The organism is Streptomyces scabiei 87.22 (assembly GCF_000091305.1).
Classification (GTDB): Bacteria; Actinomycetota; Actinomycetes; order Streptomycetales; family Streptomycetaceae; genus Streptomyces; species Streptomyces scabiei.
Map to the genome: position 1 here is coordinate 5389663 of NC_013929.1, position 22858 is coordinate 5412520.

Annotated in this window: 27 protein-coding genes; all 27 read right to left on the reverse strand. The window is 70.5% G+C overall.

Annotated features, from left to right (window positions below):
- Complete coding sequence (locus SCAB_RS22955) at nucleotides 1–2472, reverse strand: LamG-like jellyroll fold domain-containing protein (RefSeq protein ID WP_013002453.1); 2472 nt, start codon at nucleotides 2470–2472, stop codon at nucleotides 1–3.
- Between the two features lie 4 nt (nucleotides 2473–2476).
- On the reverse strand, nucleotides 2477–6241 hold the full coding sequence (locus SCAB_RS22960) for a hypothetical protein (RefSeq protein ID WP_148274221.1): 3765 nt from the start codon (nucleotides 6239–6241) through the stop codon (nucleotides 2477–2479).
- Between the two features lie 73 nt (nucleotides 6242–6314).
- Nucleotides 6315–6875 carry a hypothetical protein gene (locus SCAB_RS22965; RefSeq protein WP_013002455.1) on the reverse strand — a complete coding sequence of 187 codons (561 nt, stop codon included), beginning with the start codon at nucleotides 6873–6875 and terminating at the stop codon, nucleotides 6315–6317.
- 10 nt (nucleotides 6876–6885) lie between these two features.
- The gene (locus tag SCAB_RS22970; protein ID WP_013002456.1) at nucleotides 6886–7401 is read right to left on the reverse strand and encodes a hypothetical protein; all 516 of its coding nucleotides are present in this window, start codon (nucleotides 7399–7401) and stop codon (nucleotides 6886–6888) included.
- Nucleotides 7402–7413: 12 nt separating this feature from the next.
- Entirely contained in the window at nucleotides 7414–8400 is a 987-nt protein-coding gene (locus SCAB_RS22975; RefSeq protein ID WP_013002457.1) for a phage tail tube protein, read from the reverse strand.
- Nucleotides 8401–8403: 3 nt separating this feature from the next.
- A complete protein-coding gene (locus SCAB_RS22980) occupies nucleotides 8404–8610 on the reverse strand; it encodes a hypothetical protein (RefSeq protein ID WP_013002458.1) in 207 nt (68 codons plus the stop codon).
- Nucleotides 8611–8624: 14 nt separating this feature from the next.
- Nucleotides 8625–9092, reverse strand: a complete 468-nt coding sequence (locus SCAB_RS22985; protein ID WP_013002459.1) for a hypothetical protein — start codon at nucleotides 9090–9092, stop codon at nucleotides 8625–8627.
- Complete coding sequence (locus SCAB_RS22990; RefSeq protein ID WP_013002460.1) at nucleotides 9093–9908, reverse strand: hypothetical protein; 816 nt, start codon at nucleotides 9906–9908, stop codon at nucleotides 9093–9095.
- A gap of 9 nt (nucleotides 9909–9917) precedes the next feature.
- Nucleotides 9918–10316 (reverse strand): hypothetical protein, encoded by a 399-nt coding sequence (locus SCAB_RS22995; RefSeq protein ID WP_013002461.1) that lies wholly within the window; start codon nucleotides 10314–10316, stop codon nucleotides 9918–9920.
- 10 nt (nucleotides 10317–10326) lie between these two features.
- Entirely contained in the window at nucleotides 10327–10737 is a 411-nt protein-coding gene (locus SCAB_RS23000; protein WP_013002462.1) for a hypothetical protein, read from the reverse strand.
- 71 nt (nucleotides 10738–10808) lie between these two features.
- Nucleotides 10809–12290, reverse strand: coding sequence for a phage major capsid protein (locus SCAB_RS23005; protein ID WP_013002463.1), 1482 nt, complete (start codon nucleotides 12288–12290; stop codon nucleotides 10809–10811).
- Complete coding sequence (locus tag SCAB_RS23010; protein WP_041669515.1) at nucleotides 12290–13282, reverse strand: HK97 family phage prohead protease; 993 nt, start codon at nucleotides 13280–13282, stop codon at nucleotides 12290–12292. The genes SCAB_RS23005 and SCAB_RS23010 overlap by 1 nt, the downstream gene beginning before the upstream one ends.
- Nucleotides 13282–14637 (reverse strand): phage portal protein, encoded by a 1356-nt coding sequence (locus tag SCAB_RS23015; protein WP_013002465.1) that lies wholly within the window; start codon nucleotides 14635–14637, stop codon nucleotides 13282–13284. The genes SCAB_RS23010 and SCAB_RS23015 overlap by 1 nt, the downstream gene beginning before the upstream one ends.
- Nucleotides 14634–14813, reverse strand: a complete 180-nt coding sequence (locus SCAB_RS23020) for a hypothetical protein (RefSeq protein ID WP_041669517.1) — start codon at nucleotides 14811–14813, stop codon at nucleotides 14634–14636. The genes SCAB_RS23015 and SCAB_RS23020 overlap by 4 nt, the downstream gene beginning before the upstream one ends.
- Nucleotides 14795–16333 carry a terminase gene (locus SCAB_RS23025; RefSeq protein WP_173402899.1) on the reverse strand — a complete coding sequence of 513 codons (1539 nt, stop codon included), beginning with the start codon at nucleotides 16331–16333 and terminating at the stop codon, nucleotides 14795–14797. Before SCAB_RS23025 ends, SCAB_RS23020 begins: the two co-directional genes overlap by 19 nt.
- Nucleotides 16314–16589, reverse strand: a complete 276-nt coding sequence (locus SCAB_RS23030) for a hypothetical protein (RefSeq protein WP_106437432.1) — start codon at nucleotides 16587–16589, stop codon at nucleotides 16314–16316. Before SCAB_RS23030 ends, SCAB_RS23025 begins: the two co-directional genes overlap by 20 nt.
- Before the next feature lie 10 nt (nucleotides 16590–16599).
- Nucleotides 16600–16839 carry an HNH endonuclease gene (locus SCAB_RS47410; protein ID WP_158512256.1) on the reverse strand — a complete coding sequence of 80 codons (240 nt, stop codon included), beginning with the start codon at nucleotides 16837–16839 and terminating at the stop codon, nucleotides 16600–16602.
- A 676-nt stretch (nucleotides 16840–17515) separates the two neighbouring features.
- Complete coding sequence (locus SCAB_RS23040) at nucleotides 17516–17947, reverse strand: ATP-binding protein (RefSeq protein ID WP_231885110.1); 432 nt, start codon at nucleotides 17945–17947, stop codon at nucleotides 17516–17518.
- Between the two features lie 208 nt (nucleotides 17948–18155).
- The gene (locus tag SCAB_RS23045; RefSeq protein ID WP_013002471.1) at nucleotides 18156–18446 is read right to left on the reverse strand and encodes an HNH endonuclease; all 291 of its coding nucleotides are present in this window, start codon (nucleotides 18444–18446) and stop codon (nucleotides 18156–18158) included.
- Nucleotides 18447–18458: 12 nt separating this feature from the next.
- Nucleotides 18459–18713 (reverse strand): hypothetical protein, encoded by a 255-nt coding sequence (locus SCAB_RS23050; protein ID WP_013002472.1) that lies wholly within the window; start codon nucleotides 18711–18713, stop codon nucleotides 18459–18461.
- Between the two features lie 63 nt (nucleotides 18714–18776).
- Complete coding sequence (locus SCAB_RS23055) at nucleotides 18777–19004, reverse strand: hypothetical protein (RefSeq protein WP_013002473.1); 228 nt, start codon at nucleotides 19002–19004, stop codon at nucleotides 18777–18779.
- Nucleotides 19005–19022: 18 nt separating this feature from the next.
- Nucleotides 19023–19316 carry a hypothetical protein gene (locus SCAB_RS23060; protein WP_013002474.1) on the reverse strand — a complete coding sequence of 98 codons (294 nt, stop codon included), beginning with the start codon at nucleotides 19314–19316 and terminating at the stop codon, nucleotides 19023–19025.
- A gap of 184 nt (nucleotides 19317–19500) precedes the next feature.
- Nucleotides 19501–19713: a hypothetical protein gene (locus SCAB_RS23065; RefSeq protein ID WP_013002475.1), complete on the reverse strand. Its 213-nt coding sequence runs from the start codon at nucleotides 19711–19713 to the stop codon at nucleotides 19501–19503.
- Nucleotides 19714–19728: 15 nt separating this feature from the next.
- Nucleotides 19729–20094: a DUF6221 family protein gene (locus SCAB_RS23070; protein WP_013002476.1), complete on the reverse strand. Its 366-nt coding sequence runs from the start codon at nucleotides 20092–20094 to the stop codon at nucleotides 19729–19731.
- A gap of 187 nt (nucleotides 20095–20281) precedes the next feature.
- Nucleotides 20282–22375 carry an FtsK/SpoIIIE domain-containing protein gene (locus tag SCAB_RS23075; protein ID WP_013002477.1) on the reverse strand — a complete coding sequence of 698 codons (2094 nt, stop codon included), beginning with the start codon at nucleotides 22373–22375 and terminating at the stop codon, nucleotides 20282–20284.
- 87 nt (nucleotides 22376–22462) lie between these two features.
- A complete protein-coding gene (locus tag SCAB_RS23080; RefSeq protein WP_013002478.1) occupies nucleotides 22463–22645 on the reverse strand; it encodes a DUF6257 family protein in 183 nt (60 codons plus the stop codon).
- Nucleotides 22646–22647: 2 nt separating this feature from the next.
- A complete protein-coding gene (locus SCAB_RS23085; RefSeq protein WP_013002479.1) occupies nucleotides 22648–22848 on the reverse strand; it encodes a hypothetical protein in 201 nt (66 codons plus the stop codon).
- Between the last annotated feature and the right edge of the window lie 10 nt (nucleotides 22849–22858).

The following is a 22858-nucleotide window of genomic DNA, read 5'->3' on the forward strand; positions in this document are numbered from 1 at the left end:
CTAGTAGGCGAGGCGGGTCGTCGACCCGAGAACGGAGTACACGGCGTCGTCCAGCACCCACACCGAGTCGGTGGCGCTCTTGCTCGTGTGGAACTGGATCTTGTGGCTGGTGTCCTTGATGACCTCGGTGTAGCCCTCGACGGTGTTCCGCATCGACGAGGCCGGCGCCTGCGACGGCAGGTCGGTGACGGAGAAGTACGACCCGATGTCCGCGTCGAGGATGTCCAGGTAGGTGGACATCGTGTACGCCTCGATCGGTACTTCCCGCAGTTCCGTCGGCGGGTCCGCGTACCGGGACACCATCCACGCGGCCGCGTCGAGGACGGAATTGTCGGTGGTCTTCAGGAGTGCCAGCTGCTGCGTCTTCTCTCCGTAGGCCAGGACGGAGGCCGGGGCCGTCACCCGCTGCGTGGCCCCGCCCGGCCGGGACGCCTCGACGATGTTGACCATCTTCTGGTCGTCGTCGGACGCCTCGACCTCGTCGGTGTCCAGGTCGGCGTACGAGATCGTGAACACCTCGCTGGCCGGGCTCGGGTTGTAGCGGATGTCCCGGGACTGGAAGGCGAGGCCGTAGTAGTCGCGTTCGGCGAACAGCTTCGCCGACTCGGTCGCCTCCACCTCCCGCAGTCGTGACAGGGCGTTGGATCCGGCCGGGCTCTGAGAGGCGACCGGGTCGAAGGTGCTGCCCCACACCGTCACACTGGGCACGCCGCCGTACCGGGCCAGGCGTTCGACGCGGGCGTCGGCGTCCTCGCCGCCGAAGCCGTCGGTCCCCGCTTCCCAGTGCAGCGGGGCGATGTCGTCGACGACCGATGAGGCCGCATGCGTGACGGCCACATGGGCGATGTCCCCGGCGAACAGCCGGCCGCCGCGGTAGCCGCCCACATGCAGGTTGCGTATCCCGGTCATGACGGGGACGTTGTTCGTGAAGGTGGAGGGGGCGCCGTCGATGTAGAACCGGGGGTTCAGCCCGATGTCGTGCGCGACGTGGTGCCACTCGCCGTCGGTGACGGTGACGGCTGGCGCGGTGTCGACGGCCAGAGTGCCGCCCGCTGCTGTGTACTCCACCGTCAGCTGTCCGGACGCGTTGATGGCCACCACGATCTGATGGTCCAGGCCCGTCTCGAACAGCCCGAAGATGACGCGGCTTGGCGTCGTGGTCCTGAACCAGCACTCGATGGTCTGCGAGGCGTAGGCGTCGGCGTTCGACTGGAACACTGCCCCGACATCCCCGGTCAGGTACTTGCCCGCCGACGCACTCGCCGGGGCGAAAGTGGCCGCGCCCTCACCGGTGGCGGGCACCCCTTCGCCGCCGAACTCCAGGGTGCCGCCGCTGCCCACCTGCGTGAGGGCGAGGGCGCCGCAGCCGCCGCCGGAGATGTCACCCGCCGAAGCTGAGTCGGCGGGCTCGGAGAGCGGGTAGTAGGCGGAGACGACGTCGGTGATTCCGGCGACGTCCTGGTGCAGGATCTCCTCGGCCAGCGCCGACCGCAGGGCGGGCGCGGTGCCCAGGCGCTTGAGCATGTCCGAGCAGGTGATGACCACCTTCGAGCCGAGCCCCTTCCACCGCACCGGCCATTCGTTGACCACGCCCCAGAAGCGGGGCCGGATCTCCGCGCCGATCAGGTCCCACTCGATGTACCCGGAGGTGCCGCCCGTGCGGGTGGTGGGGAAGTCCAGCGCGTGCTGCTGCGAAGTGACCCAGGCCGGGGTGGCCAGGGTGCGGCGGGTCGTCCAGATGAAGCCGTCCCCGCTGGTCTCCCAGTACACGGTGCCCGCCGACTCCCGTACCCGAAGCCAGGCGTGGTCGATCGCCGAGTAGGTGAGGTTCGTCGGCGTGCCGTCCGAGAACCCGGTCTGCGACATCGCGGCGAGGACGCCGGTGAGGGCGTCGTACCGCCAGCCGATCCGGGTGCCCGACGTGGTGGACAGCACCCACATGGACGCCGCGCAGTTCGACGAGCCGTTGGCCGCGGGCACCTTCGTGAGCTTCGCCGTGACCTTGCTGGAGGCGAGGGACCACTGCCGAACGCTGGTGAAGTTCGTGTCCACACCGGGGGCGAGCGTGATACGCAGGCGGCCCTCCGCCGTCTCGACGCCGGCGCCCCCGGTGTTCGTCGGCCACAGCGTGGAGTTCACGCGGCCGTCGTCGAAGGTGTCCCCCAGCATGGCCATCGGGTAGGGGGCCGAACCGGACAGGGTCGGCATGACCGCAGCTGAGATCCGGATCGGGGCCAGCTTCCGGACGTAGGGGTAGTACGGCGAGGCGGCGTTGCCGGGGGTGAGCGCCCCGTCCTGGTTGTCCAGGAACAGGGTCGCTGTGCCCACCTGGGTCTCGCTCAGCTCGTCGGACGCGCCGCGGGTGATGCTGACGCCCTGGACTTCGTCGACCCGGGTGGTGATGTCCGTCCACGTGATGGTGGTGGGCGCCTGCACCAGGCCGCCCCACCCCATCTCCACCAGCAGCGGCATCCGATCACCCCACTCCGAGAGAGACGTTGATGCCGTGCGCGCGCTTCAGCTGCAGCAGCTGCTTCTGGAGTTCGCGGGCGATCGCAACCGGATCCGACGTGCCGGACACGTTGATGTCGACCTGCACCCGCTGCACACCGGACCCGCCTGCGACGGTCGGACGTCCGGCCGTCGCCGAGAGACCGGGGGCCGCCCGCCCCGTCATCCGGCCGGCCATGGTGTCCATGGCGCGGTCGATGAACGGCAGGCCCTGCAGCACGCCGACCTCGACACCGCGAGCGGTGTTGATGCCGTCGGGGATCATCGCCCTGGCAGGCGAACTGATGCCGAGCGCCTTGCGCAGGGCCTTCTGCATGCCCTTCGCGATCTTCAGCATCAGGGCCTCGATGCCCTTCTGCTGCGACGCCAGCCCGGCGAGGAACCCTTTGCCCGCATTCTTGCCGGAGTCGTACAAGGCGTCGGCGCCCTTGCGGCCGAGCTTCTTCGCCTCGTCGTTGATCTTGTACTGAGTGGAGTTGATCTGGTTGAACGTGGCCTTGTCCGCGCCAGCCAGAGCGGACGCGTAGGCGTAGCCCTGTTCCGGGCCCATCTCCAGGATCTCCCGCAGCATCGTCTTGTTCAGACCGCGCTTCGCCAGCTCGGAGATGTACCGGGAGAACTGCTTCACCTTCTCCAGGCGGGAGGCGAGCTTGCCCTTGATGCCGCCCGCGCTCACCTCCTCCTCGCCGCCGAACATCCCGCCGAGCGAGGCGTCCTGCTTGGCCTTGGCCCGGGTCGACTCGGAGAATTCCTTCGCCCGCTTGATCGTCTCTGCGATCTTGTCCCGCTTGCTCGCGAGGTCGAGGAGCCGCTTGGTCTGCCGGTTGACCATCGCGACCAGGCGGTTGTCCTTCTTCCCGTCGAACGCGGCCCAGATGTCCTTGGCCAGATCCTTCGCCGTCGATTTGATCTTGTCGCGGGAGCCGGTCATACCAGCGATCAGGCCCTTGCCGAGATCGGCCATCAGAGCCTTGGCCTTCTTCGACGGCGAGGAGATCTGCAGCTCCTCGCGCATGCCTGCGATGACGGCCGCGGCCAGCCGACGGGCGGACCCCTTCACCATCGGCAGCCCGGAGCCCATGCCCCCGGCGAGCCCGGCCGCGACCGCCGCACCGGCGCCGCCAGCCCCGGCCCCAGAACCGAGACGGTCCTCGTTGATGGCCTCGACGAGCGCGCGATGCTTCGCGGTGGAGCGGGCGTTGATGACGTACTCGCCGTTGGACAGCATCGCCGGGATGCTGTCCGAGGTGCCCGTGCCCGGCCCGGACACTGCACCGCCGCCGGGGAAACCGACGGGCCCGCCGGTCGCCATGCGGCCCGCCGAGACCCCGGCGATCTTCTTCCCCTTGTAGGAGTAGAAGGTGTTCACATAGGTGTTGGCGGTGCGGCCGTTGAGGCGGCTCAGCGCGCCTGACACGTTCTGGATGCCGCTCAGTGCGCCGCCGGTCGCCGCGGTCACGGAGACCTTGCCGTTCGGCAGGCGCCGCACCTTCAGCCCGAAGCTCTCCAGGATCTGCTCGGCGCCCTTGGACAGCGTCTTCAGCGTCACTGACTTCGAACCCGGCGACCGCTTCACCGCAGCGTTGAAAGCCTCCAGACCCTTCTGCGCATCCTCCTTGTCCATCTTGATCCGGGTCTTCTTGTCCGGGATCTTCAGGATCTGGTCGGCGAGGAGACCCGCCTCCCTCTTGGTCAGGCCCATCGCCCGCGCGGACTTGATGAACTCGCCGCGCCCCCGCGAGTAGATGCCGCTGACGGTCTCCCAGCTGGCGCCCGACTCCCGCGCCGACGCCGCCGCCTCGTCGGTCTTCGACGCGAGGTCGTTCAGGGCACCGGCCGCGGCCTGTGCCTTCGGGCTGTTCAAGTCGAGGCGGCCGTTGACCATGTCGAGAGCGCCGGCGTTCTCCTTGGCCGCCTTCGCCGCCGCGTCGATGCTCGCCTCGAACCCGATCATCCCGCCGAGGCCCTGGCGCTGCACATCGTTGAGCGCCTGCAGCGACTGCCGCAACCCGTCCGCCGACGCCTTCTGCGCGGCCAGCGCGGCCTGCGTCTTCTGCGCCTGCGCACCGAACAGGCCCTGGCTCGCGGCGGCCAGCTCCTGCTCGAACGCAGCGTCCTTCAGCGCAGTCTTGTACTCCTTCAGGTTCTTGGTGAACCCGCTGGTGTCCCGGCCGCCCTTGCCGTACGCCTTGGTCAGCTTCTGCAGCGCGGCCGCCGCCAGGTCGGCGTTGCCGTCCCGCACCATGCCGGCCAGGGACTTGTCGACCGCGCCGAGTTCCTCCTTGGCTTCCTTCACGGGTGTGGAGTCCCAGCCGGTCCAGCCGACGAGGAACTGCTGGACCTTGTCGGCGGTGCCCGGGTCGGTGAGCGCCTTCACGTGGCCGTACAGCGCACCCAGGTCGCTGCCGAACAGCTTCGCCGCCTCGCCGGTCACCTTGCCGGTGGAACCCAGCTCACGCAGTGACGTGGTGAGCCGGTCGACGTCCGGCGGCGCGCTCCCGCTGCGCTCGGCCAGCTCGGAGATCGCGAGGATCGCGAGGCCGAGCCCGGTGCCCGCCATGGCGATCTTCGTGGTGCGGCTGAGCGCCAGCACGCTCGCCCGCACCGCAGCCAGGCGGCCGGGCGTGGCGGCCGCCGCCGCGTTCATCGCGACGAGCCCCCCGCCGAATGCGGCGAGGGCGGAGCGGGCGGCGACCAGGCCGAGCGCCGCCGCTTTCGTCAGCTTCAGCGCGATCGCCAGCTGAAGGAAGATCGCGATCGCGCCGGGCGGCACCGCAGATACCAGCCGGGAGATGACGTCGATGGTCTGCAGCAGTCCGACCCCGACGTCGCTGCCACCCTCCAGCACGTTCATCACGGCCGTGCCCACGTTCGTCAGCACGCTCGCCACGGTCGGGCCCTGGGCCCGGGCGAAGTCCATGAAGCGGCGCGCGTTCTGGCCGACCTCGCCGGAGCCCGACGTCCGCATCAGGCCGACCAGCTCGCTGTTGATGTTGCGCAACGTCCGGTTCGAGAAGTTCGTGAACTTGTCGTTCAGGGCGTCGAACCCCGGCGAGGCCACCTGCCCGCCGATGATCGTCATGAAACGGTCGGTCTCGGCCGACGTTCCCTTGACCAGTTCTTTCGTCTTGGGCAGCAGGGCGTTGGCCAGGCCGACGCCCTTGACGAACGGGGCCATCGTGTCGCCTGCCAGCGAGTCCGACCAGGCGCGGGTCTCGTCCTTCAGCACGGACACCGCGGCCGCCGCCTGCCGGGTCTCCGGCGGCATCTTCGCGATCAGCCGCTGGTACTCCAGCTGCGCCGTGACAGCTTCCTGCGAGGAGGCTCCCGACTTGTCGACCGCCTCGCGGTACGCCTTGTGGGCCTCGGAGGCTTCGCTGATCTGCGAGACCTGCGCGATCATCGCCGCGCCCATCACACCGACCGCGACCGCGACGGTCCCGGCCCCGGCGGCGATCGGTGCCAGCGACGCGGCCGCCGGGATCGCGGCCGGCGCCAGCAGCAACGTCGCCTTCTTCAGCTGGTCCATCGCCTTGCCGCCGGCGTCAGTGTCGCGGCGCAGGGCGGCCAGGTCGCGGGAGGCGTTGCGTGAGATCCGGCGCACTGCCCGGTCGCCCTCGATCGACATGACCGTCATGCGGCGGCCGAGCCGCCTGGCCGCATCCCCGATGTCGTCGAAGACGTCGCTCAGTTCGTCGCGGCCGGTCAGCAGGAACGTCATTGAGGGCATCACTCACCGCCTTCCTGCTGGGCCTGGTTGTGGAGGTCGATCCAGGCGGTGAGGTTGTAGAAGTCGCTGACGGTCAGGCCGTCGACGACGTCTGGGGGGTAGTTGAGGAGGTGTCCGAAGAGGGGGAGGTAGGAGTCTCGGGCGCGCTCGATGTCGGGGTCGGGCTCGACGACTCGCCGTTCTCCTCCGCCTCGCCGGGCTCCGGGTCGGGCTGGTCTTTTGGGTCCTTGGCCAGCCGCGCGATCAGCGCTCGCGCGTGCTCCGGGGTCGCGGCCGCGCTGTCGGGGAGTTCGGAGAGGATCTCCGCGACTCGCTCCCTGGTGAGGTCCGGGTCGGTGCCGACCATCGAGAACGCGTTCTCCACGTAGTCGGCGACCTCGCGCTCGGACATGCGGGTGACCATCTCGCTGACCCGGGGGTCGAAGTCGCCGAAGCGCAGCTCTGGCGTCTGCCGCTTCTTGATGACCCACACGATGCCGCGCATCGCGTCCAGATCCTCGCCCTCCAGGCCCTTCTGGATCTCGTCCCACTTCATGTCGACGGTGCGCTGCACGATCGAAGCCTCGGACACGCGGAGGTCCCGCGCGTCGTAGTGCTCCGGCTCGCCGCCGGCCGGGGTGTAGATGACGATCAAGGGGTTGCTCCTATTCGAGTCGGCGGCGCACGTCGTCCGTGACGCGCTCCACCTCGCGCGTGATGCGGCCCTGGTGCGCGCGGATGGTCTTCTCCCAGAACCCGCGCTCCGCGGTCTGCGTAGACCAGCGCTTCTTGTTGCCGAAGACCGGGTGCCGCAGGCGCCCCAGGTCGTTCATCTGATTCACCGCACCGACTGGGATGTCCGGCGGCAGAAGGCCCTTGTCGAGCCAGACCCGGGCGCCGGGGTTCCCGGCGGTCCGCACGCTGAGCCGGATGGCCTGAGCGATGCTCTCCCGGAAGGGCCGCGTGGTGGGCGACGGCCCGCCCCGCTTCCCGGCGCCCCGCCCGCCGGACTGCAGGGGCTGGCGCCGGACCGCGTCCTGCAGATCGCTGCGCAGGGGCTCGGCCGCCCGCCGGATCCGGCGGATGTAGCTGGCCCGGATGTTCTCGTGGCCGGCGGCCCGCAGCTTGCGGGCCAGCTCCAGGAGCTGGCCGGTGCCGGTGATGCGGACGTTCTGCACCATGGGGCGCTCACCTCACAGCGTGACGTCCGTCGAGATGATCTCGATCTTCGGCTGGTTGGTGCCGTCGTAGAGGCTGACGAAGTTGAAGCTGGGCTTGACCACGCCGAAGCCGTCGACGACCGGGGGACCCTCGTCGAGACGGATCGCGGGAAGCGTCAGCCGCCACGTCTCGTAGAACGTCGAGGCGATCAGGGGGCCGACGAACTCCCACACCATGCTGGTCGCGCCGTCGGAGGTGTGGAGGTCGTCGAGGGCGGTCGAGACGTAGTCCGTCTCCAGCGTGCCCGAGATCTTCACCAGGTCGTTCTCGATGGGCTCCTTCTTCAGCCCGGCCTGCCCGGCGTAGAAGCGCTCCACGTCCTGCGGGCGCTCGATCTTGCACGACACCTTGCGGATGCCGTCGAGCGCCGTTTCCGTACCGAAGGTGCCGGTCTTCAGGGACATCTGCCCGAAGTGGAACGGCGTCATGGACGGGTAGCTGGCGGTGGCCAGGGTCTGGCTCTCGTCGGAGTTCTTTCCGTCGAACTCCATGGAGCACGTAAGCATCTCGCCGACCGCGCACGCGAACTCCGCGCTGGTGACCTTGCAGCCCACGAAGGACTTGTCGGTCACGGTGCCGCTGGTCAGCGGCACCCCTTTCTGGATCGTCAGGCTCTTGCCCGCGACCGAGGCGAGGGTGTGGGTCTGCAGGTAGGCGGTCGTCACGCCCTGCTGCACCGGCGTCACGGTCGTGCCCATGAGCGCCTGGTGCGGGATGCCCATGCCCTTGTTCGTGACCTCGAAGTCGACGTTGCCCTGCACCTCCTGGCGGGTCAGGACCCGGCGGGCCGACAGTCCCAGCAGCCGCCCCGCAGCGATACCGGAGCTGAGAGCCGTCGTCTTCTTGAGCGCGAGTGACTCCTTCGAGAACTCGATGAACTTCGTCGGCGCGACGAACGTGCCGTACGTGGTCTCGGCCGCGATGCCGAGCTGGGCGCCGAGACCGGATCCGATCGCCATGGATCAGCCCTCCTGGTTCTGCGGCGTCTTGGCCGCGGTGGTCTTCTTCTTCGTGGCGCCGGGCTCCTCGACGACCTCCCAGTTCGAGGGCTGACACGCGTAGCCCTCGAACCTGGCGTCGGGGACCTCGACGATCTCGTCGGGCTCGACGGTCCGGCCCAGCTCGGGCACGGTGACCTGCTCGGGCCCCAGGTAGCGCACTCGCGCCATGACTGGACTCCTCCTCAGATGCGGGCGTGGCAGGACACCGTGAAGCCCAGGGCTGCCCGAGAGCCCCGGTCGGTGAAGTACTGGCGCAGCGACGCGCGCGTCAGATGCGCCCACAGGACGGTCCCGTTCAAGGTCGGTGCCTCGGGGCTTGCGCCGGTCGCCCGCAGCGCGGTCTCCACGGCACCGAAGATCTCGAAGACGCGGTTCCGTACCGTCGCGAAGCCGTCGTCGCCGGACCAGGCGTCGGCGACGCAAACGATGCTGAAGTCCTCGTCGCGGGTCCGGGCCCCGGCAGCGTTGAAGTTCTGCGCGATCTCGGCGGTGGGGTCTTCACCGCCGGACCAGCCGACGGCGAGGAAGTCGCACGTGGCGATGTCACCGGTCGGCTCCCCGTCGGTGACCAGCACATCCGCCAGCGAACCGGCGGCCTGGAGGATGGTGACCAGTGCGGTGAGGGCTGCGGGCAGGGCCGAGGTCGCCATTCACCCCACCGCCGGCGGGAGTCGGTCGGGTTCGAGCAGCTGCACGGCCCGGTTGGGGATCGCGAAGCCCAGGCCGGGCAGAGGCTCGGTGACGTCGAAGTCCTCGGTGCCGCGCTGCGGCCGCCCCGGGCCCTGCCGGGTGCGCCACAGATGCTGGAGGATGATCCGCGCGGCCGACGTGATGTTGTCGCCCACGACCAGCCGCCCGACCCGGTACGTGAAGTCCAGCGGCCCCGACAGCAGGCCCCCGGCCACGGCTTCGACCACACCCGTCTCCAGGTCCAGATCCAGGTCATCGACTTCGTAGGAGACCCCGCCCGGCCGTGGCGACGTCGCCGACACCAGCTCCAGGCAGGGAGTGAGCGCGAGCGCCACGGAGCGGGCGCTGGTGAACCGCGCCCGTTCCGTGACGGTCCGGGGGACGACCGGGCCCACGAACATCTCCACGGCCCGGGTGCACGCCCCGATCCACGACCGGATCTCCTCGTCGTCGGCCGTGTCGGTCTTCTTCAGGTGCCGGCGGCCGTCGGCCAGCGACATGATCGCGGGCGGGGCCGCCTCGCGGACGTCGAACATGTCCGTGTAGGCGTGGGCCGGGCCGGTGAACACCCACCGGACGGTGTGCCGTCCGGCCTGCACCGTGACGTAGTCGGCCTGGTACCGGCCGTCGGTGGCGGTCTCCGCTGCTGCTGGGCTGGCGGTGGTGCCGTCGGGCAGCGTCACGGTCACCGCCGCGGTGGTGGCCGTGACGCGCGTGCCGGCCGGGTCGAGGCAGTCGGCGGTCAGGCGCACTGTGGCGCCGAGGTCGAACGGCACGCGGACCTCCTACGCGGTGGTGGCGTCGCCGAGGATGCCCTTGCGCTTCTGCCCTGCGGCCTCGGCGGCCAGGACGCGAGCGCGCTCCTCCTCGTCGGCGTCCCTCAGATAGGCGAGCACCTCGGGCGCCTTGTGCTCGCCCGGGTCGAACGGCTTCGGGCCGTCCTCGGCCTGGCGGGCCGTCTGCTCGGGCGGGGTGAGGGTCCGCTTCTCGCCGGGCTCGCTGGTGGCCTGCTCGGCTGGCCGGAGTGCTGCGGCCGTCGCTTGCCCGGTGCTGGCCGTCGGCTCGGCGAACAGGTGCTTGTGGGTCTTGAGGATCGGGTGCTTGTCGTCGACCAGCTGGCCGACGGCGAACGCCACGGGGGCGCCGTCGCGCCAGATGGTGAACGACTCGGTGCAGCGCTTCACGTGTGGCTCCTCAGCTGTGCGCGATCGGGGCGCGGCGCGGGAACGCGCGCACGATGACGGCACCGAACGTGCCGCCCGTGGTGGCGCCGGACGTGGTCACCGAGGCGCGCAGGTAGCGCTTCGAGCCCTTGTAGCCCAGCTCGAACAGGGTGTCGTCGTCGGCCGCGACGACGGTCGGCGCGGAGCCCTGCAGGTCTGCGGCGGCGACGGTGCCCCACGCGGAGTTGTCGTCGGACTCCTGCAGGATGATCGCGTGCGAGCCGTCGGTGATCGTGCCCGTCTGCACGACGAGCATCGCCGAGCGGGACGCGTCCTTGTTCTCGTGCAGGTCCACGGTGGTGCCGTTGACCGTGCCGTTCGTGCGCAGCGCGATGGCCAGCGTCGCCTTGGCCCGCGCCACGTTGTAGAGGCTCTGCCTCATGGTGACTTCCTCTCGGGGAACGCCGACGGCCGGGAAACCGTGGTGGCTTCCCGGCCGTCGAGCGGGCTGGGTCAGGTGACGTTGAGCATCCGGAACGCGCCGTCGTTCACCGAGTCGGCGCCGACCCGGTACCAGGCGTACCAGCCGCGCTGACCGGTCGGCCGGCGGTTGGCGCCCACCAGGTGCGGCAGGAACTCGATGCTCATGCCGATGCGGTCGGCGATGACGTAGTTGTCGAAGTCGCCGTACACCATGACGTAGTTCTCCGCCGCAGCGGTGACCACGCCGTCCATGTCCTCCGACTCCAGGGCCTTGCGGCCCAGGAGCATCGGCGGGACGTCGGCGCCGATCCTCTCCCACAGGTTCGTGCCACCCGAGGAGTCGAACTGGCGGACCGCGTTGTAGATACCGCGGTTCGCCAGCCACGCCGCGTTCGGCCGGTACCGGCCCGGCAGCGCGGTGTCCACCTTGTACACGTCGCCGGAGGCGAAGGTGTCCGTGGTCGTCGAGGTGACGATCGACGAGGTGCCGGTGAGCGCGGTGACGATGCCCGTCGGCTGGCCGGAGCCGGAGCCGGTGGCGAGCGCCGCGGCCTCCAGGGTGTCCTTGCCGAAGGCGAGCAGCCGCCCGACCTCGGTGGTGACGTTCTCGGCGTCGTCCATCGCCTCGATGGAGATGGGCACGAAGCCGTCCGCCTTGTAGACGGGCACCGTCGGCTGCGCGAGGGTCGGCGCGTTGTCGCTCGCCTCCGAAGCCTCGGCCGCCCACCGCCAGGACACGGACCCGGAGCTGACGCCGTTCCAGATGTCACCGGTGGCCACAACCTGCCGAGCCACCTGACGGATCTGGTTGATCGACCCGTTCGCCGTGATGATGATCGTCGGGTCGAGCTGGAAGGGCACCAGGTAGCCGCCCGCGCTGTCCGTGAGGGACATCGCGCGCTCCAGGGCCTGCTGCTCCTCCGGGGTCACCATGTGACCCTTGCCGCGGGCCAGCTTGGACCAGGCGCGCATGTACTCCGGCGAGGACGTCGCCAGGCACATCCGGGAGATGGTGCCCCGCTTGTCGTCCCACGCCTCGATGATGTCCGTGGCCGCGGACCTGATGCGGTCGTTGGCGCCGGCCATCTTCTCCACCGCGCACAGCGCGCGGGCCCTCAGCTCCTGCCCGAGGTCTTCGGGGGAGCGGTTGAAGGTCCGCATCTCGCCGAGGTCCCACGGGTTGCGGAACCGTCGATCCTCGACGCTGTCGGGGTTCAGGACCGGGTCGAGGTCGTAGGACCCGCCCCGCCCGGTCGGCGTGCCGCGCTCGATGCCCAGGGCGGGCGGGGTCCGGTCGGTGGCCTGCGTCGCGGCACGGACGCGCTCCAGGGCGCTGCGGCGCTCCAGCTGGCGACGGTGGTCGTCGACCTCGGCGAACTCCGTGGTCAGCTCGTCGAAGTCGCGCTCGTCCTCGGCGGTCAGGTTGTCGCGCTGTTCCAGCTCTTCGAGCCGGGCGCGGATCTCTCGCAGGCGGATGACCGCCTGGCCGTGGGAAAGCTGAAGCTGAGGCATCAGCCGGTCTCCTTCTGGGTGTCGATGGACGCCAGGACGTCATCCATCAGGCCGCCGATCTCGGCGAGCTGGGGACGCATGCGTGCTGTGCGCTCGGATGGCGACGGGTGCCCATCGGCGGGCGGCGCGTCAGTCGTACTAGGGGTCGGCGGGTGCCCGGGAGTGGGCGGCGCGCCAGCGGATCGTTCAGGGGCCGGGTGCCCGGGGGCGGACGGCGCGGCTGGCTGGGTCGGGCGCTGGCCGGACGGCAGGACCGGGAGGCCCGGCCGTTGGTAGAGCAGCGCGGTGGCGACCTCGCGGCGAAGCTCCGGGTCGTCCGGGACGGACGGCGCGGCAGCGTCGCGGGCGAGGGAGTGGCGGATGCGGCGGGTCATCTCGTCGTCGAGCGCCAGGCCGTCGGCGACGGTCCGGGCCCGCACCGACACGCTGGTGCCCGCGTAGGCCGGGAAGACCACGGGCCCGAGTTCGCGGCACTTCAGCTCGATCAGCTCGCGCTGCAGGGGCCCTCGGTCGCCCGGCATCCACAGCAGGTCGTAGACCTCCTCTGGCTTGACGAGCTTGCCATTGACGTCACGCCACTCCTCGCGGACGACGTCGAAGCGGAAGCTCATGCCGTTCACCGACTTCTCGGCGATCGCGTCGCGGACCGGCTGCATCAGCCAGTTGTCGGTGATGCGGCCCTCGACGTAGAGGCCCTGGTCGTCCTCGCGCAGGTCCGCGATGGACCCGATCGGGATCGACCCGATCAGCGGGTGCCGGCCGTGGTCAAACTGCATGACCGGGGTCTGCTCGCGGATCGTCTTCTTGAAGGCACCCTTGCGGATGGTCTCGGTGAACGTGCCTTCCCACGAGTTGATCTCGGTGGGCTGGCCGAAGAGAGCCGCGTACCCGGTCAGGGTCCGCCCGTCGCCCTCCTCGTCACCGTCGGCGCGCACCAGCTGGAACGGCGCCGACCTCTCCAGATCACGCGTCACGGCGGACAGGACGGGCATCACGGGCCCCCTTCGGTCGGAGCGGGCGGTTCGGGTGCATCGAGCGAGCCGGGCTTCTGCAGCTGCACGGAGAACAGCCCGGTGTGGACCAGCAGCGACCAGTCCGAGGACCGCACGGCGGCCACCGCCGACTCCGGCGTGTACCCGGAGTCGACGAGCGTGCGGATCGTGCGGGATTCCAGGCCCTGGATCTCGGCGGCGTCCCGGGCGTCCTCCCGCAGGAACGGCACGCCGCGGGCGTCGTACCAGAGGCGGACCCGGCCGGAAGTGCTTCCGCCGGGCGGGGTGACGAGCGGGGCGAAGGAGCCGGCGGCGTTCTGCCACAGCGGGTGGATCGTGCCGTCGGCGAACCGGCGGCGGGCCTGCCCGTAGTTCGAATAGGTGGCGGCCTTCAGCCCTTCGGACAGGCCCACGATGATCGGCGGCACCCCGCCCGCCGACGCGATGCGGGTCTCGCCGGCGCCCTGGACGCTGCTGAAGTCCATCTGCTGGAAGTCGGAGCCGACCACGGTCACGTCGGCACCGCCGCCCAGGTACAGCGTCTTGTAGGCGTTCTCCACGCCGCGGTGGCCGGACTCCATCTTGGCCTTGAACTTGGCGAACGCCTCCGGGGTGACCTCGCGCGCGAGCCTCACCACCAGGTTCGGGGTGGCCGCGTTCTCGAAGTACTGCCTCTTGTGGCGGGCCATCAGGTTGTCGTTCTGCACCTCGCGGATCACCGGGGTCAGCCACGACATGCCGCGGAAAGTGGCCAGCGGGTCCGGGGTGGGCGCGAAGTGCGCCACCTCCTCCGGCCACAGGAACACCGGCTCACAGCCGGGCTCCTGGTACCAGTAGCCGTACCGCCGCCACCCCAGATCACCGCCGTGAGGGTGCCGGCGCCGCTCCAGGACGATCTGCACCCAGTCGGGGCGCATCCGCACGGCCTCGTCGCCCTGCCGCGTCCAGTAGCTGTTACCCGCCAGGTCCGCATCCTGCAGCACCCGGTTCAGCAGATCCTGCGTCGTCCCGCCCGGCCAGGGCGTCTCCAGCAGCCGCAGCTCGGACGTGCCGAACATCTCCGACGGCGTCCCGTTGTTCATCCGCTGCCAGGTGAACCGCGGCGCCGAGAACACCGACATGCGGGCCACCATGCACGCCCAGATCACCGGGTTCGTCGCGAACAGCTGCGCGTAGCCCGGAAGGTCAGTCGGCGCCCGCTCGGCGGCCTGCCCGGGCTGCGTCTGCGTGATCCCCAGCGCGGAGAATCCGCCGTAGCCCAGCGACTGCTGCAGGGCGGCCGCGTAGTCCTCGATGCTCGTGATGTCCCGGGACGCCGACCGGGAGCGCCGGGAGCGCTGCCACAGACTCGTCACGGGCCGCCCCCGCCCGTATCAGCCAGGAGCAGGCAGTACGTCACCAGCAGCACACCGCCCACCACCAGGCCCACCGCCAGGCCCAGCCCCAGACCCGCGCCGGAGGCCGCCATGGCGCCGCCCGTCAGCACACCCGCCCGCGCGCGAGCCGCGCGCGTCAGCCGAACTCGGCCCACGGTTCCACCTCCTCCTCCGGCTCCTCGATCTCCACGAACAGGCCCCAGCGGGCCTCCGTGACGCCGACCAGCGGCGTGATGTCCACGCCCACGCCCTTGCGAGCCCACGCCCACGCCTCGCCCAACTCCCGCTTCCGGGCGCCCGCCAGAGCCGTCGCCAGCGGCGCCTGGTCGAGGTGCGAGATACGGGCGGCCGCCACCGCGTCGTAGAACTGGCCGGTGGCCTGCACGACGTCCCGCGTCTTCATCTGCACGACCGGCACGAGCAGCTGCGGCTCCTCGTCCTCGGCGACCTCCGCATCCGGGTCGACCTTCAGCGCCTCGGTCACCTCGGCGATGAGCGAGCCGGCCGGACTGCCCGGGTCGATGACCACGCACCGCGGACCGTGCCGCTCAGCCAGCTCCCGCAGCCGCTCGGCCACCCACCCGGTGCCCGGCCGGTTGTCGACGACCTCCACATGCACCCCGCCGCCGCACCGGCCGGCCACGCAGATCGACGCGTGCGACCGCTCCGGAGTCACGTCGACCGCGAAGGCCACCGGATCGTCCGGCTGGCTCTCCTCGTCCGCCAGCGCCTCCCACACGTCCCTGCCGATGACCTGCCAGGCGTCCTCTTCATCCGACGGGTACTCGCCCACACCGAGCCGCTCCCGTGCGTAGCCGTCCGCGCTGAGGGTGGCCCGCTCGTTGGCCACCTTCGCCAGCGACAGCCGGTAGCCGACCGCCGGGTTGGACTTGAGCACCGCCGCATCGGAGCCCGCGTCGTCATGCGCCGTGCAGTCCTTCGGGCACTCCTTCACGTGCAGGTCCGCCGACCACTCCATGTACGCCAGCGACGGGTCCGGAACACCGCCCTCGATCGCCTTCAGCGCCCGCCGGCGCAGACGGGCCAGCTGGACGGAGGGCGCGCCGATGCCCGCGCTGCCGAGGTACCAGATCTGCGGGTCGTCGATGGCGGCCATCGTGGGCAGCAGCGCGTCCATCTCGTTGTCCCCGAGGATCATGTCCTCGTCGAGCATGTTGCTGTGGCCGCTGAACCCCCGCCCGGACCCCTTGGAGCGGGCGATGAAGCGGAGCATCGCGCCGTCGTGCAGCTCGATCCATTCCTCACCCACGGTCTGCCGGTACTGCTTCACGCGTTTATGCAGGTCAGGGCATCCCCTGATGAGACGCTCGATCCGGCGGAACGCGTTCTTCGCGGTCTTGAACTCGTGCGCGGAGTGGAGGATCAGCTCCTCACCGCCGATGAACAGGCCCCACAGCTCCCGGGCCTCGATGATCCCGCCCTTGCCGTTCTGGCGAGGGACGTTGACCGCGACCTCGAACGCCGCCCACGACCCGTCGGCCTTCTCCGCCATCCCGACCCGCAGCACATGCTGCTGCCACGGGTCCAGCTTCAGCCCGGCCTTCCGCGCCAGGTCGATCGCCTCCTGACCGGCCGTCGACACCGACGGCGGCGCGATCTGGATCGGCGGCTCCTGCCAGCCGAGAATCACCCCGTCAGCCGCTGGCCTGCTCACGGGCGGCTGCCCGGCGCTTCGCTCGCTGCTCAGCAATGTCATCGACCGCGTCCCCCTTCGACTGCACGGGCGCGAGCTTGCGCAGGTCGGACATCACGGCCCGTAGCTCACGCGCCGCGACCGCCTTCGCAGTCGGGGCATCGGACTCGTCGACCGACTGAGCGAGGCTGGAGGCGAGTTCGGCCAAGCCTGGCGACACCGGCTCGACGCCAAGCTGTTCGATCTCCGCATTGACCGCGTCACTCACCGCACCCATCACCGCCCCCTCAGCCGATCAAGGCGAGCTGCTGCGAACCCCGGTTGCACTTCGCGCTGTTACAGCCCCAGTGCGCCAGCTGCACGTTCGCCCGCGAGTCATCCCCGCCCTCGGACACCGGCATGAGGTGATCGATCGTCGGCGACTTCGGATGCGGCGCCTTCCACTTCATCGACACCCGCCGACCGCACAGCCCACACCGGCCGCCGTCGCGCGCAGCTATCTCCGCCAGCGTGTACGGCTCTGACACCCCACCACGCTTCGCAGCCCTCCGGCGGCGATTCTTCGCCTGCCAGTACAGGCGCTGCCGCTCGCGCGCCTCAGGCGAGAGCCCGCCACGCGGACCGGAACCCGGCTTGTGGGAGGCCGCGCAGAGCCGCGAGCACCACCGCTGCGTCGGCCGCAGCTGCCGGTACGGGCTACCGCATGCGTCGCAGGCTGCGAGCGGACGCCGAGCCTTACGCTCGGCGTAGGTGCGGGTGTCTGGCTTCCTGGCCATGGCGTCTCCCGGGAATGCGGAAGGCCCGAGCCGGGAGACTCGGGCCTTCCTTCCCACCGTGATCAAGCGGCGGGCGCTAATTGGGCTGAACCGCGAAGCGACGAATTAGCCGCGATCACACACGGTGACGTTACTCAGGGTGATGATTGCTAAGTCGGTCGAACTGAGTTCGCGTGAATAGATCTTGAAAAAAGGCCGCGCAAAAAACAGAGCGAGAAGGGCGTTTGGGTCGCCCGGACCTGCGGATTTCACGATGGACTCGGGCCCCCCTCCCTCCAGGTCCGAGCGCCCGCCGAGCGCCCTGTCACCTGCCCGGACGTAGGCCCATCACCCTGTGCAATGTCGTCCGTCGGCTGCTCCGCGCCCCTTCGGTGAGGGACTCGCCGGGCGTCCGGGGTGCAGTCGGCCGCCGCCATCGGGTGTCAGGTCACCAGGTGCGTGACGCCTGTTTCGTGACTTTGTGTTGGCTGCGCTGCTTGGCCCGCTGTGCGTACCAGCGCGTCGCCACAGCCTGTAGTCCTGGCGCGCGCATGTCCTTGACCCGCTGCATCACCACGTCCTTGCCCGGGTCCACGGCGACCACCTCGGCCCCGTGCCGCCGGTAGCGGGCCAGCCACTTGGGGCTGGGCATGGTGTGGATCAGGTAGACGTCGACGTCGTCGAGGTGCTTGACGGCCTCGTCGATGGCGGCGTAGCGGGCGCGGTGGGCGACCTTCATGGCGATGGGGTGCTGGGACCAGGCGGGTGCTCCGGGGCCCATGAGGGCTTGGGTGATGCGGTCGAGGTCGATGACGATGTCGCTGGGCCGGGCGCGCGCTTCGATCCACGAGGACTTGCCTGCGGCTGGCGGGCCGGTCACGACGTAGAGCATGGCTTGATCCACCCTGAGTCATCGAGGATGCGGCCGTGCTTGTCGCGGGGCTCAGGCCATCCGGGAGCGACAGGGCCAGCCAGGTTCGCTGCGAGCCGTCGGGTCCGTCGGGCACCGCATCTGCACTCGTAGTAGGCGTAGATGCCGTGCGTCCGCCAGCGTGAGTCTCGGTGGATCCAGTGCGGCAGACGCATGGTCACCATCTCCGTGATGCGCGGACGGGCTGCCGCTTGTGGTCGGTGCGGTTGCCGCGTGCCGAGTTGCAGCGGCGGTGTGCGCTGCGGGCGTTGGCGGGATCGAGGAGGTCACCGCCGCGGCTGAGGGGGACGGCGTGGTCGAGGGTGAAGGCGTCTCGGTGGCGGCCTGCGAGGGGGCCGGTGATGTCGTAGCGGATGGGCTTGCCGCACCACCAGCAGGGCAGGCCGAGGGCTCGCTGTGCGGCGCAGAGGCGGCGGTAGGGGCGCCCGTTGCGGGGGTTGCCGGCCACGGGCGCCACCTCCTACGCGTCGTCGCCGAGGACTTCGCGGCGGGCGGCGAGGGCCTTGCGGTTGAGGGCGCCGGTCATCCGGAAGAGGGCGATGGTGAGGGCGAGGAAGCCGGCGCCGAGCAGGATCAGGGTGATGGTGCTGACGATGTCGATGTCTTGGGTGGCGGTGGCGATCATCAGGAGGATGAAGTTGCCGCAGGCCCAGGCGAACCAGATGCGGAGCTTCTCGACGCGGACGGCGCTCTGGATGTCTCTGTAGTTGCTCATGCTCTCCCCAAGGACGTATGCCGAGGAGGGCATGATGCCGTCCGGCGGCGACCGCCGTGGGCGTTATATCCGTCCTGTGACACCGCGTTGACGCTCCTCGGCGGCGAGGAGGATCCGTGTGAGGCGGGCCCGCTCGCGGACGGTGTCGGGGAGGTCGAGCGGGGGCGTCGCGCACGTCCCTTTCAGGCAGGTGCCGTGCCCGTCGGAGACGAGGTGGACGTGGCGGCCTTGCCGGGCGAGTTGGTGGGCGGCTTCGGCGGCGCTGCGGGGCGCCTCAGACCGAGTGGGCATCGCGGAGGCTCCTGCCTGTCAGCGGGCGCGGCGTATCGGTGTGCGGCCCTTGCCTTTCCTGAACACCCACAGGGCCAGTCGTGCACGTGACCGCACCGTTCGGAAGCGTCGTTCCGTGAGCCCGAAGACGCCGAAGACGTAGACGGCGATGTCTGCGTAGTCCATTTCGTGATGATGCTCGGCCAGCGCGTCCACGAAGGATGTGACGTCCCGGCCTGCCTTGCTGCGCCCTTCCAGCCGTGCCTGCGCTTCGGCTTCGGCGCCAGCCGTCCACCATCTGTACTCCGGGCTGCCGCGCTTCGGGATCTCCATGGCGCCTCCGTTGGGTGGGCGGCGACGCGGTCGGGCTGCCCCTCGCCCGGGCCCTTCCGCGCCGCCGCCGGGCACGACGAAGCCCCCAGGGTTCAGGTCACCTGGGGGCTCGTCGTGTGTCTGTGTGGGGCCCGTGTGCGGGCATGGCTGTACGCGGAAAGCGTGACAGGCGGCTGACCTGCGGTCAAGCGGACTTGATCAGAGGCTGTTTGGCGCGGCGTTCGAGGACGAGGGCGGTGACGTCGTCGACGGCGTACCAGGGTTGTCCGACGGTGCCGCCGGACCGCTTCAGTCGGCCTCGGCGGACGAGCTGGCGGACGCCGCCGAGGGTGATGCCGAGCTGTCGGGCGGTCTGGTGGGCGGTGAGGTGGCCGGGCCGGATGATCTGCGACTCCATGCATCCAGTGTCCCGTTACGGCCGCCACTCCTCGCGGTATCCAGGCCGGTCCGCGTACGGCAGGGCGAGCAGGCGCAGCACGGACTCGGGCACGTCCAGCTCGGGCGCCTCGCGGTCGTAGTTCTCGTAGGCGGCGATGATGCGGCGCTTCGCGTCAATCTCGCACAGGACACGCGCCGGATCATGCGCCGCGATGAAGTCGGCGTCGGCGCGGCCCTGGTCGCTGTCCTCGACTTCGACCCCGGCGCCGGGCCGACTGAAGCTGACGGCCCACCCGTACTCGCCGATACCGGACTGCTCCCACGGGCCTGGCGTCGCTACCCGAGCGATCCGTTCGTCCTCGTCGAGCTGCTGCCCGAGCCACTGCACCATGTCGTCCATGGGGTCATCCTCTCGTAGCGATGTCGCGGGCGGCCCCTCTTCGGAAGACGGATTCGGGGCCGATTCGGCGGCCGGGCGGGAGGCCCCGAAACTCGAAACTTCGCAGGTGGGCGCCGATATCGGGGCCGAAACCGGTTTCGGACCAAGGTGAAACCGCAGCCTTGATCCGAAACCGGTCTGAGGGCCTCTACTCGCCGTCCTCGGCAGCCGGGATGTCCTCCCTGCGGAGGCCCTTGGCGCCGCCGCAGCACTCCCGGATGGTGAGCTGACGGGTGGACACCTTGAACGGCTTCAGGGCCGCCGAGAGCGCGGTGGAGGCCCCGGCGGCGTCCATCTCCGTCCACGGCCGGTAGAGGTCGGGCCGGTAGGCGGCGAGGGCTTCGACGAGCCGGTGGGAGTGCACTGACTCGACGCCGTCGGGCCAGATGGCGCGGACGTGGTCGACGACCGTCTCGACGTCCAGCTCCTCGACGGTCGCGCCGACGGACTGCCCGGACAGGGTGCCGGCGGCCGTCCGCAGCGCCAGAGCCCGCTTCCCGATCTCCTCGGCCTCGGTCTGCTTGATGAACGCGGCCCGGACGGTGATCCCTTCGCGGCCTCGGGCGAGGATGCCGGTGCCCTGCTCGTCGACGGAGATGTCGGTGGCCCTGAGGCCGCGGTCGTAGGCGCCGGTGCCCAGCACGTTGTTGTTGGCGCGCCAGTCCATGACGGCGAGGCACAGGCGGGTGCCGACCGAGCTGGAGACGGAAGACGGCAGCGACGGGGCGTCGGGGTTCTGGGTGAGGAGGATGAGGATGATGCCGTAGGCGCGGCCCTTCTTGATCAGGCGCGTGGCGAGGGCGGCGGCCTCCTCCTTGTACTCGGCGTGGGTGAACAGCTCCTGCACCTCGTCGATGACGATGACGCGCGGGCCGAGGTCCTGCTCGGGGTACTTCTCGGCGAGCGCGCGGGTGACCTTGCGGCCCTCGGGGACCTCCGATGCGGGCAGGCTCTTGATGAACTTCGCGCGACGCTGGTACTCGGCGATCCCCGACCGCATCCCGGCGAGACCGGCCTCCAGGTCCTCGTCTTCGTCGCCGGAGACGTACCGGTGGCAGATCGGCTTGACGGAGTCGAGGTCACCCGAGCCCTTCAGCTCGTAGATCCACAGTTCGGCGGTGGGGTCGAGGGCGACGCCGAGGACGATGGCGAGGGCGCAGGAGGTCTTGCCGGAGCCGGGGATGCCTCCGACCAGCAGGTTCGAGTACATGAGAGTGATCTCGACGAGGTTGCCGCGCGGGTCGAAGCCGTAGGGCAGGGGCTGGTAGACGTCGGCCTGGCCCTCCTTCATGAGGGGCCACAGCTTCCGGCCGGCCTTCGCAGGGTCGCGCTGGGCGACCCACAGGACGAGGCGGCCGGGGTGGGCGGTGCGGTCCGCCTCGGGCCACACGGTGGAGATGGGCCGGCGCATGGCGGCGGCGAGGGCGGACCGCTTCTCCAGCACCGCGGTGGCCTCAACGCCCGGGGGCAGGTCGACTTCGGCGCGCCAGCCGGGGCCGTCGCGCATGACCTCGGAGGCGAACTCGACGCCCTTGCGGCCCTTCTTGCCCTCGATGCCGATCGCGGCGAGCGCGTCGAAGACCTCGGTGGAGTCGAGGCGCCGCATCACGTTGGTGGCGACGTAGCGGGTGATCAGGGGCCTGTCGCCTTTCTTCCCGGCAACGCCGACGAGCGCGGCCGCGGCGACGGCTGCGCTGATCGTCCAGCCGGGCACGAGGAAGGCGCTGACCAGGCTGGTGATGGATGTGGTGGTGGCGACGGCGAGGGAGGCGATGCGGCGCGGGCGGACGCGGCGGGAGTGCTCGCGCGAGAGGGCGAGCCACGCCTCGACGTCGGCGGCCGCGGCGGCCTTGGCCTCGACGGGGCGGGCTTCGGTGTCGGCGACCCAGCGGCCCCACCGGATGACGAGGCGGCCGGCACCGCGGGGGGCGCGGAGCAGCAGGCGGGCTAGGTAGACGGGGGCGCGGAGGGTGTGGAAGGCGGCAACGTGCCCGTAGTAGCTGGCGGTCCAGCGGGCGGCGTTGGCGAACGCGTCCAGGCGGCGGAGGAAGGTGGGGACGACGGGCGGGGCCTCGGCGAGGTACGCCTGCCGTTCGGCGAGCCACGTGCCCTCCGGGGCCTGCTCGGCGGGCGGGTCGACGGGGCGGGGTTCGGCGTCGTGGATGACGTCGATGATGGTCTCGGTGAGGGGGTCCGGGGTGTCGGCGGGTGCTTCCTTGTGGAGGCGGACGACGTTGCTCATGCTGGGGCTTCCTGCCTCTTACTGGGGTGGGAGGCCCGGGGGCGGCTCGCCGGCCTGGACAGTTGGACGGCCGTCCCCGGGGCGTGGCTACTTCTTGTTCTTGCGGCGGAGCGCCTGGCGCTCGATGCGCTCGACGCGGGCCTGCAGGTCGGAGATGTCGACGCCGTCCCCGCCCGCTCCGCGCTTGGCCATACGGGCGGTCAGGGCGATGACGCGGAGCTTCTCGCTGGTGGTGAAGTCCGCGAACCTGATGTCGGGGTTGTCGGCCATGTTCAGGCCTCCGTCTCGGGCAGGGCGGCGGCGATGGCGGCGTGGGAGCGGGCGATGTCGGCCCACAGGGCGCCGACGGCGGCCAGGGGCGCGGCCTTGTTGTGGTTGTGGAAGTCGTGGGCGGCGTCCTCGGCTTCGCGGGCGAGTCCGGCCGCCCTGGTGGTGGCGGCGTCGGCCATGGCCAGTCGCTGTTCACGGTTCACGGTGTCCTCC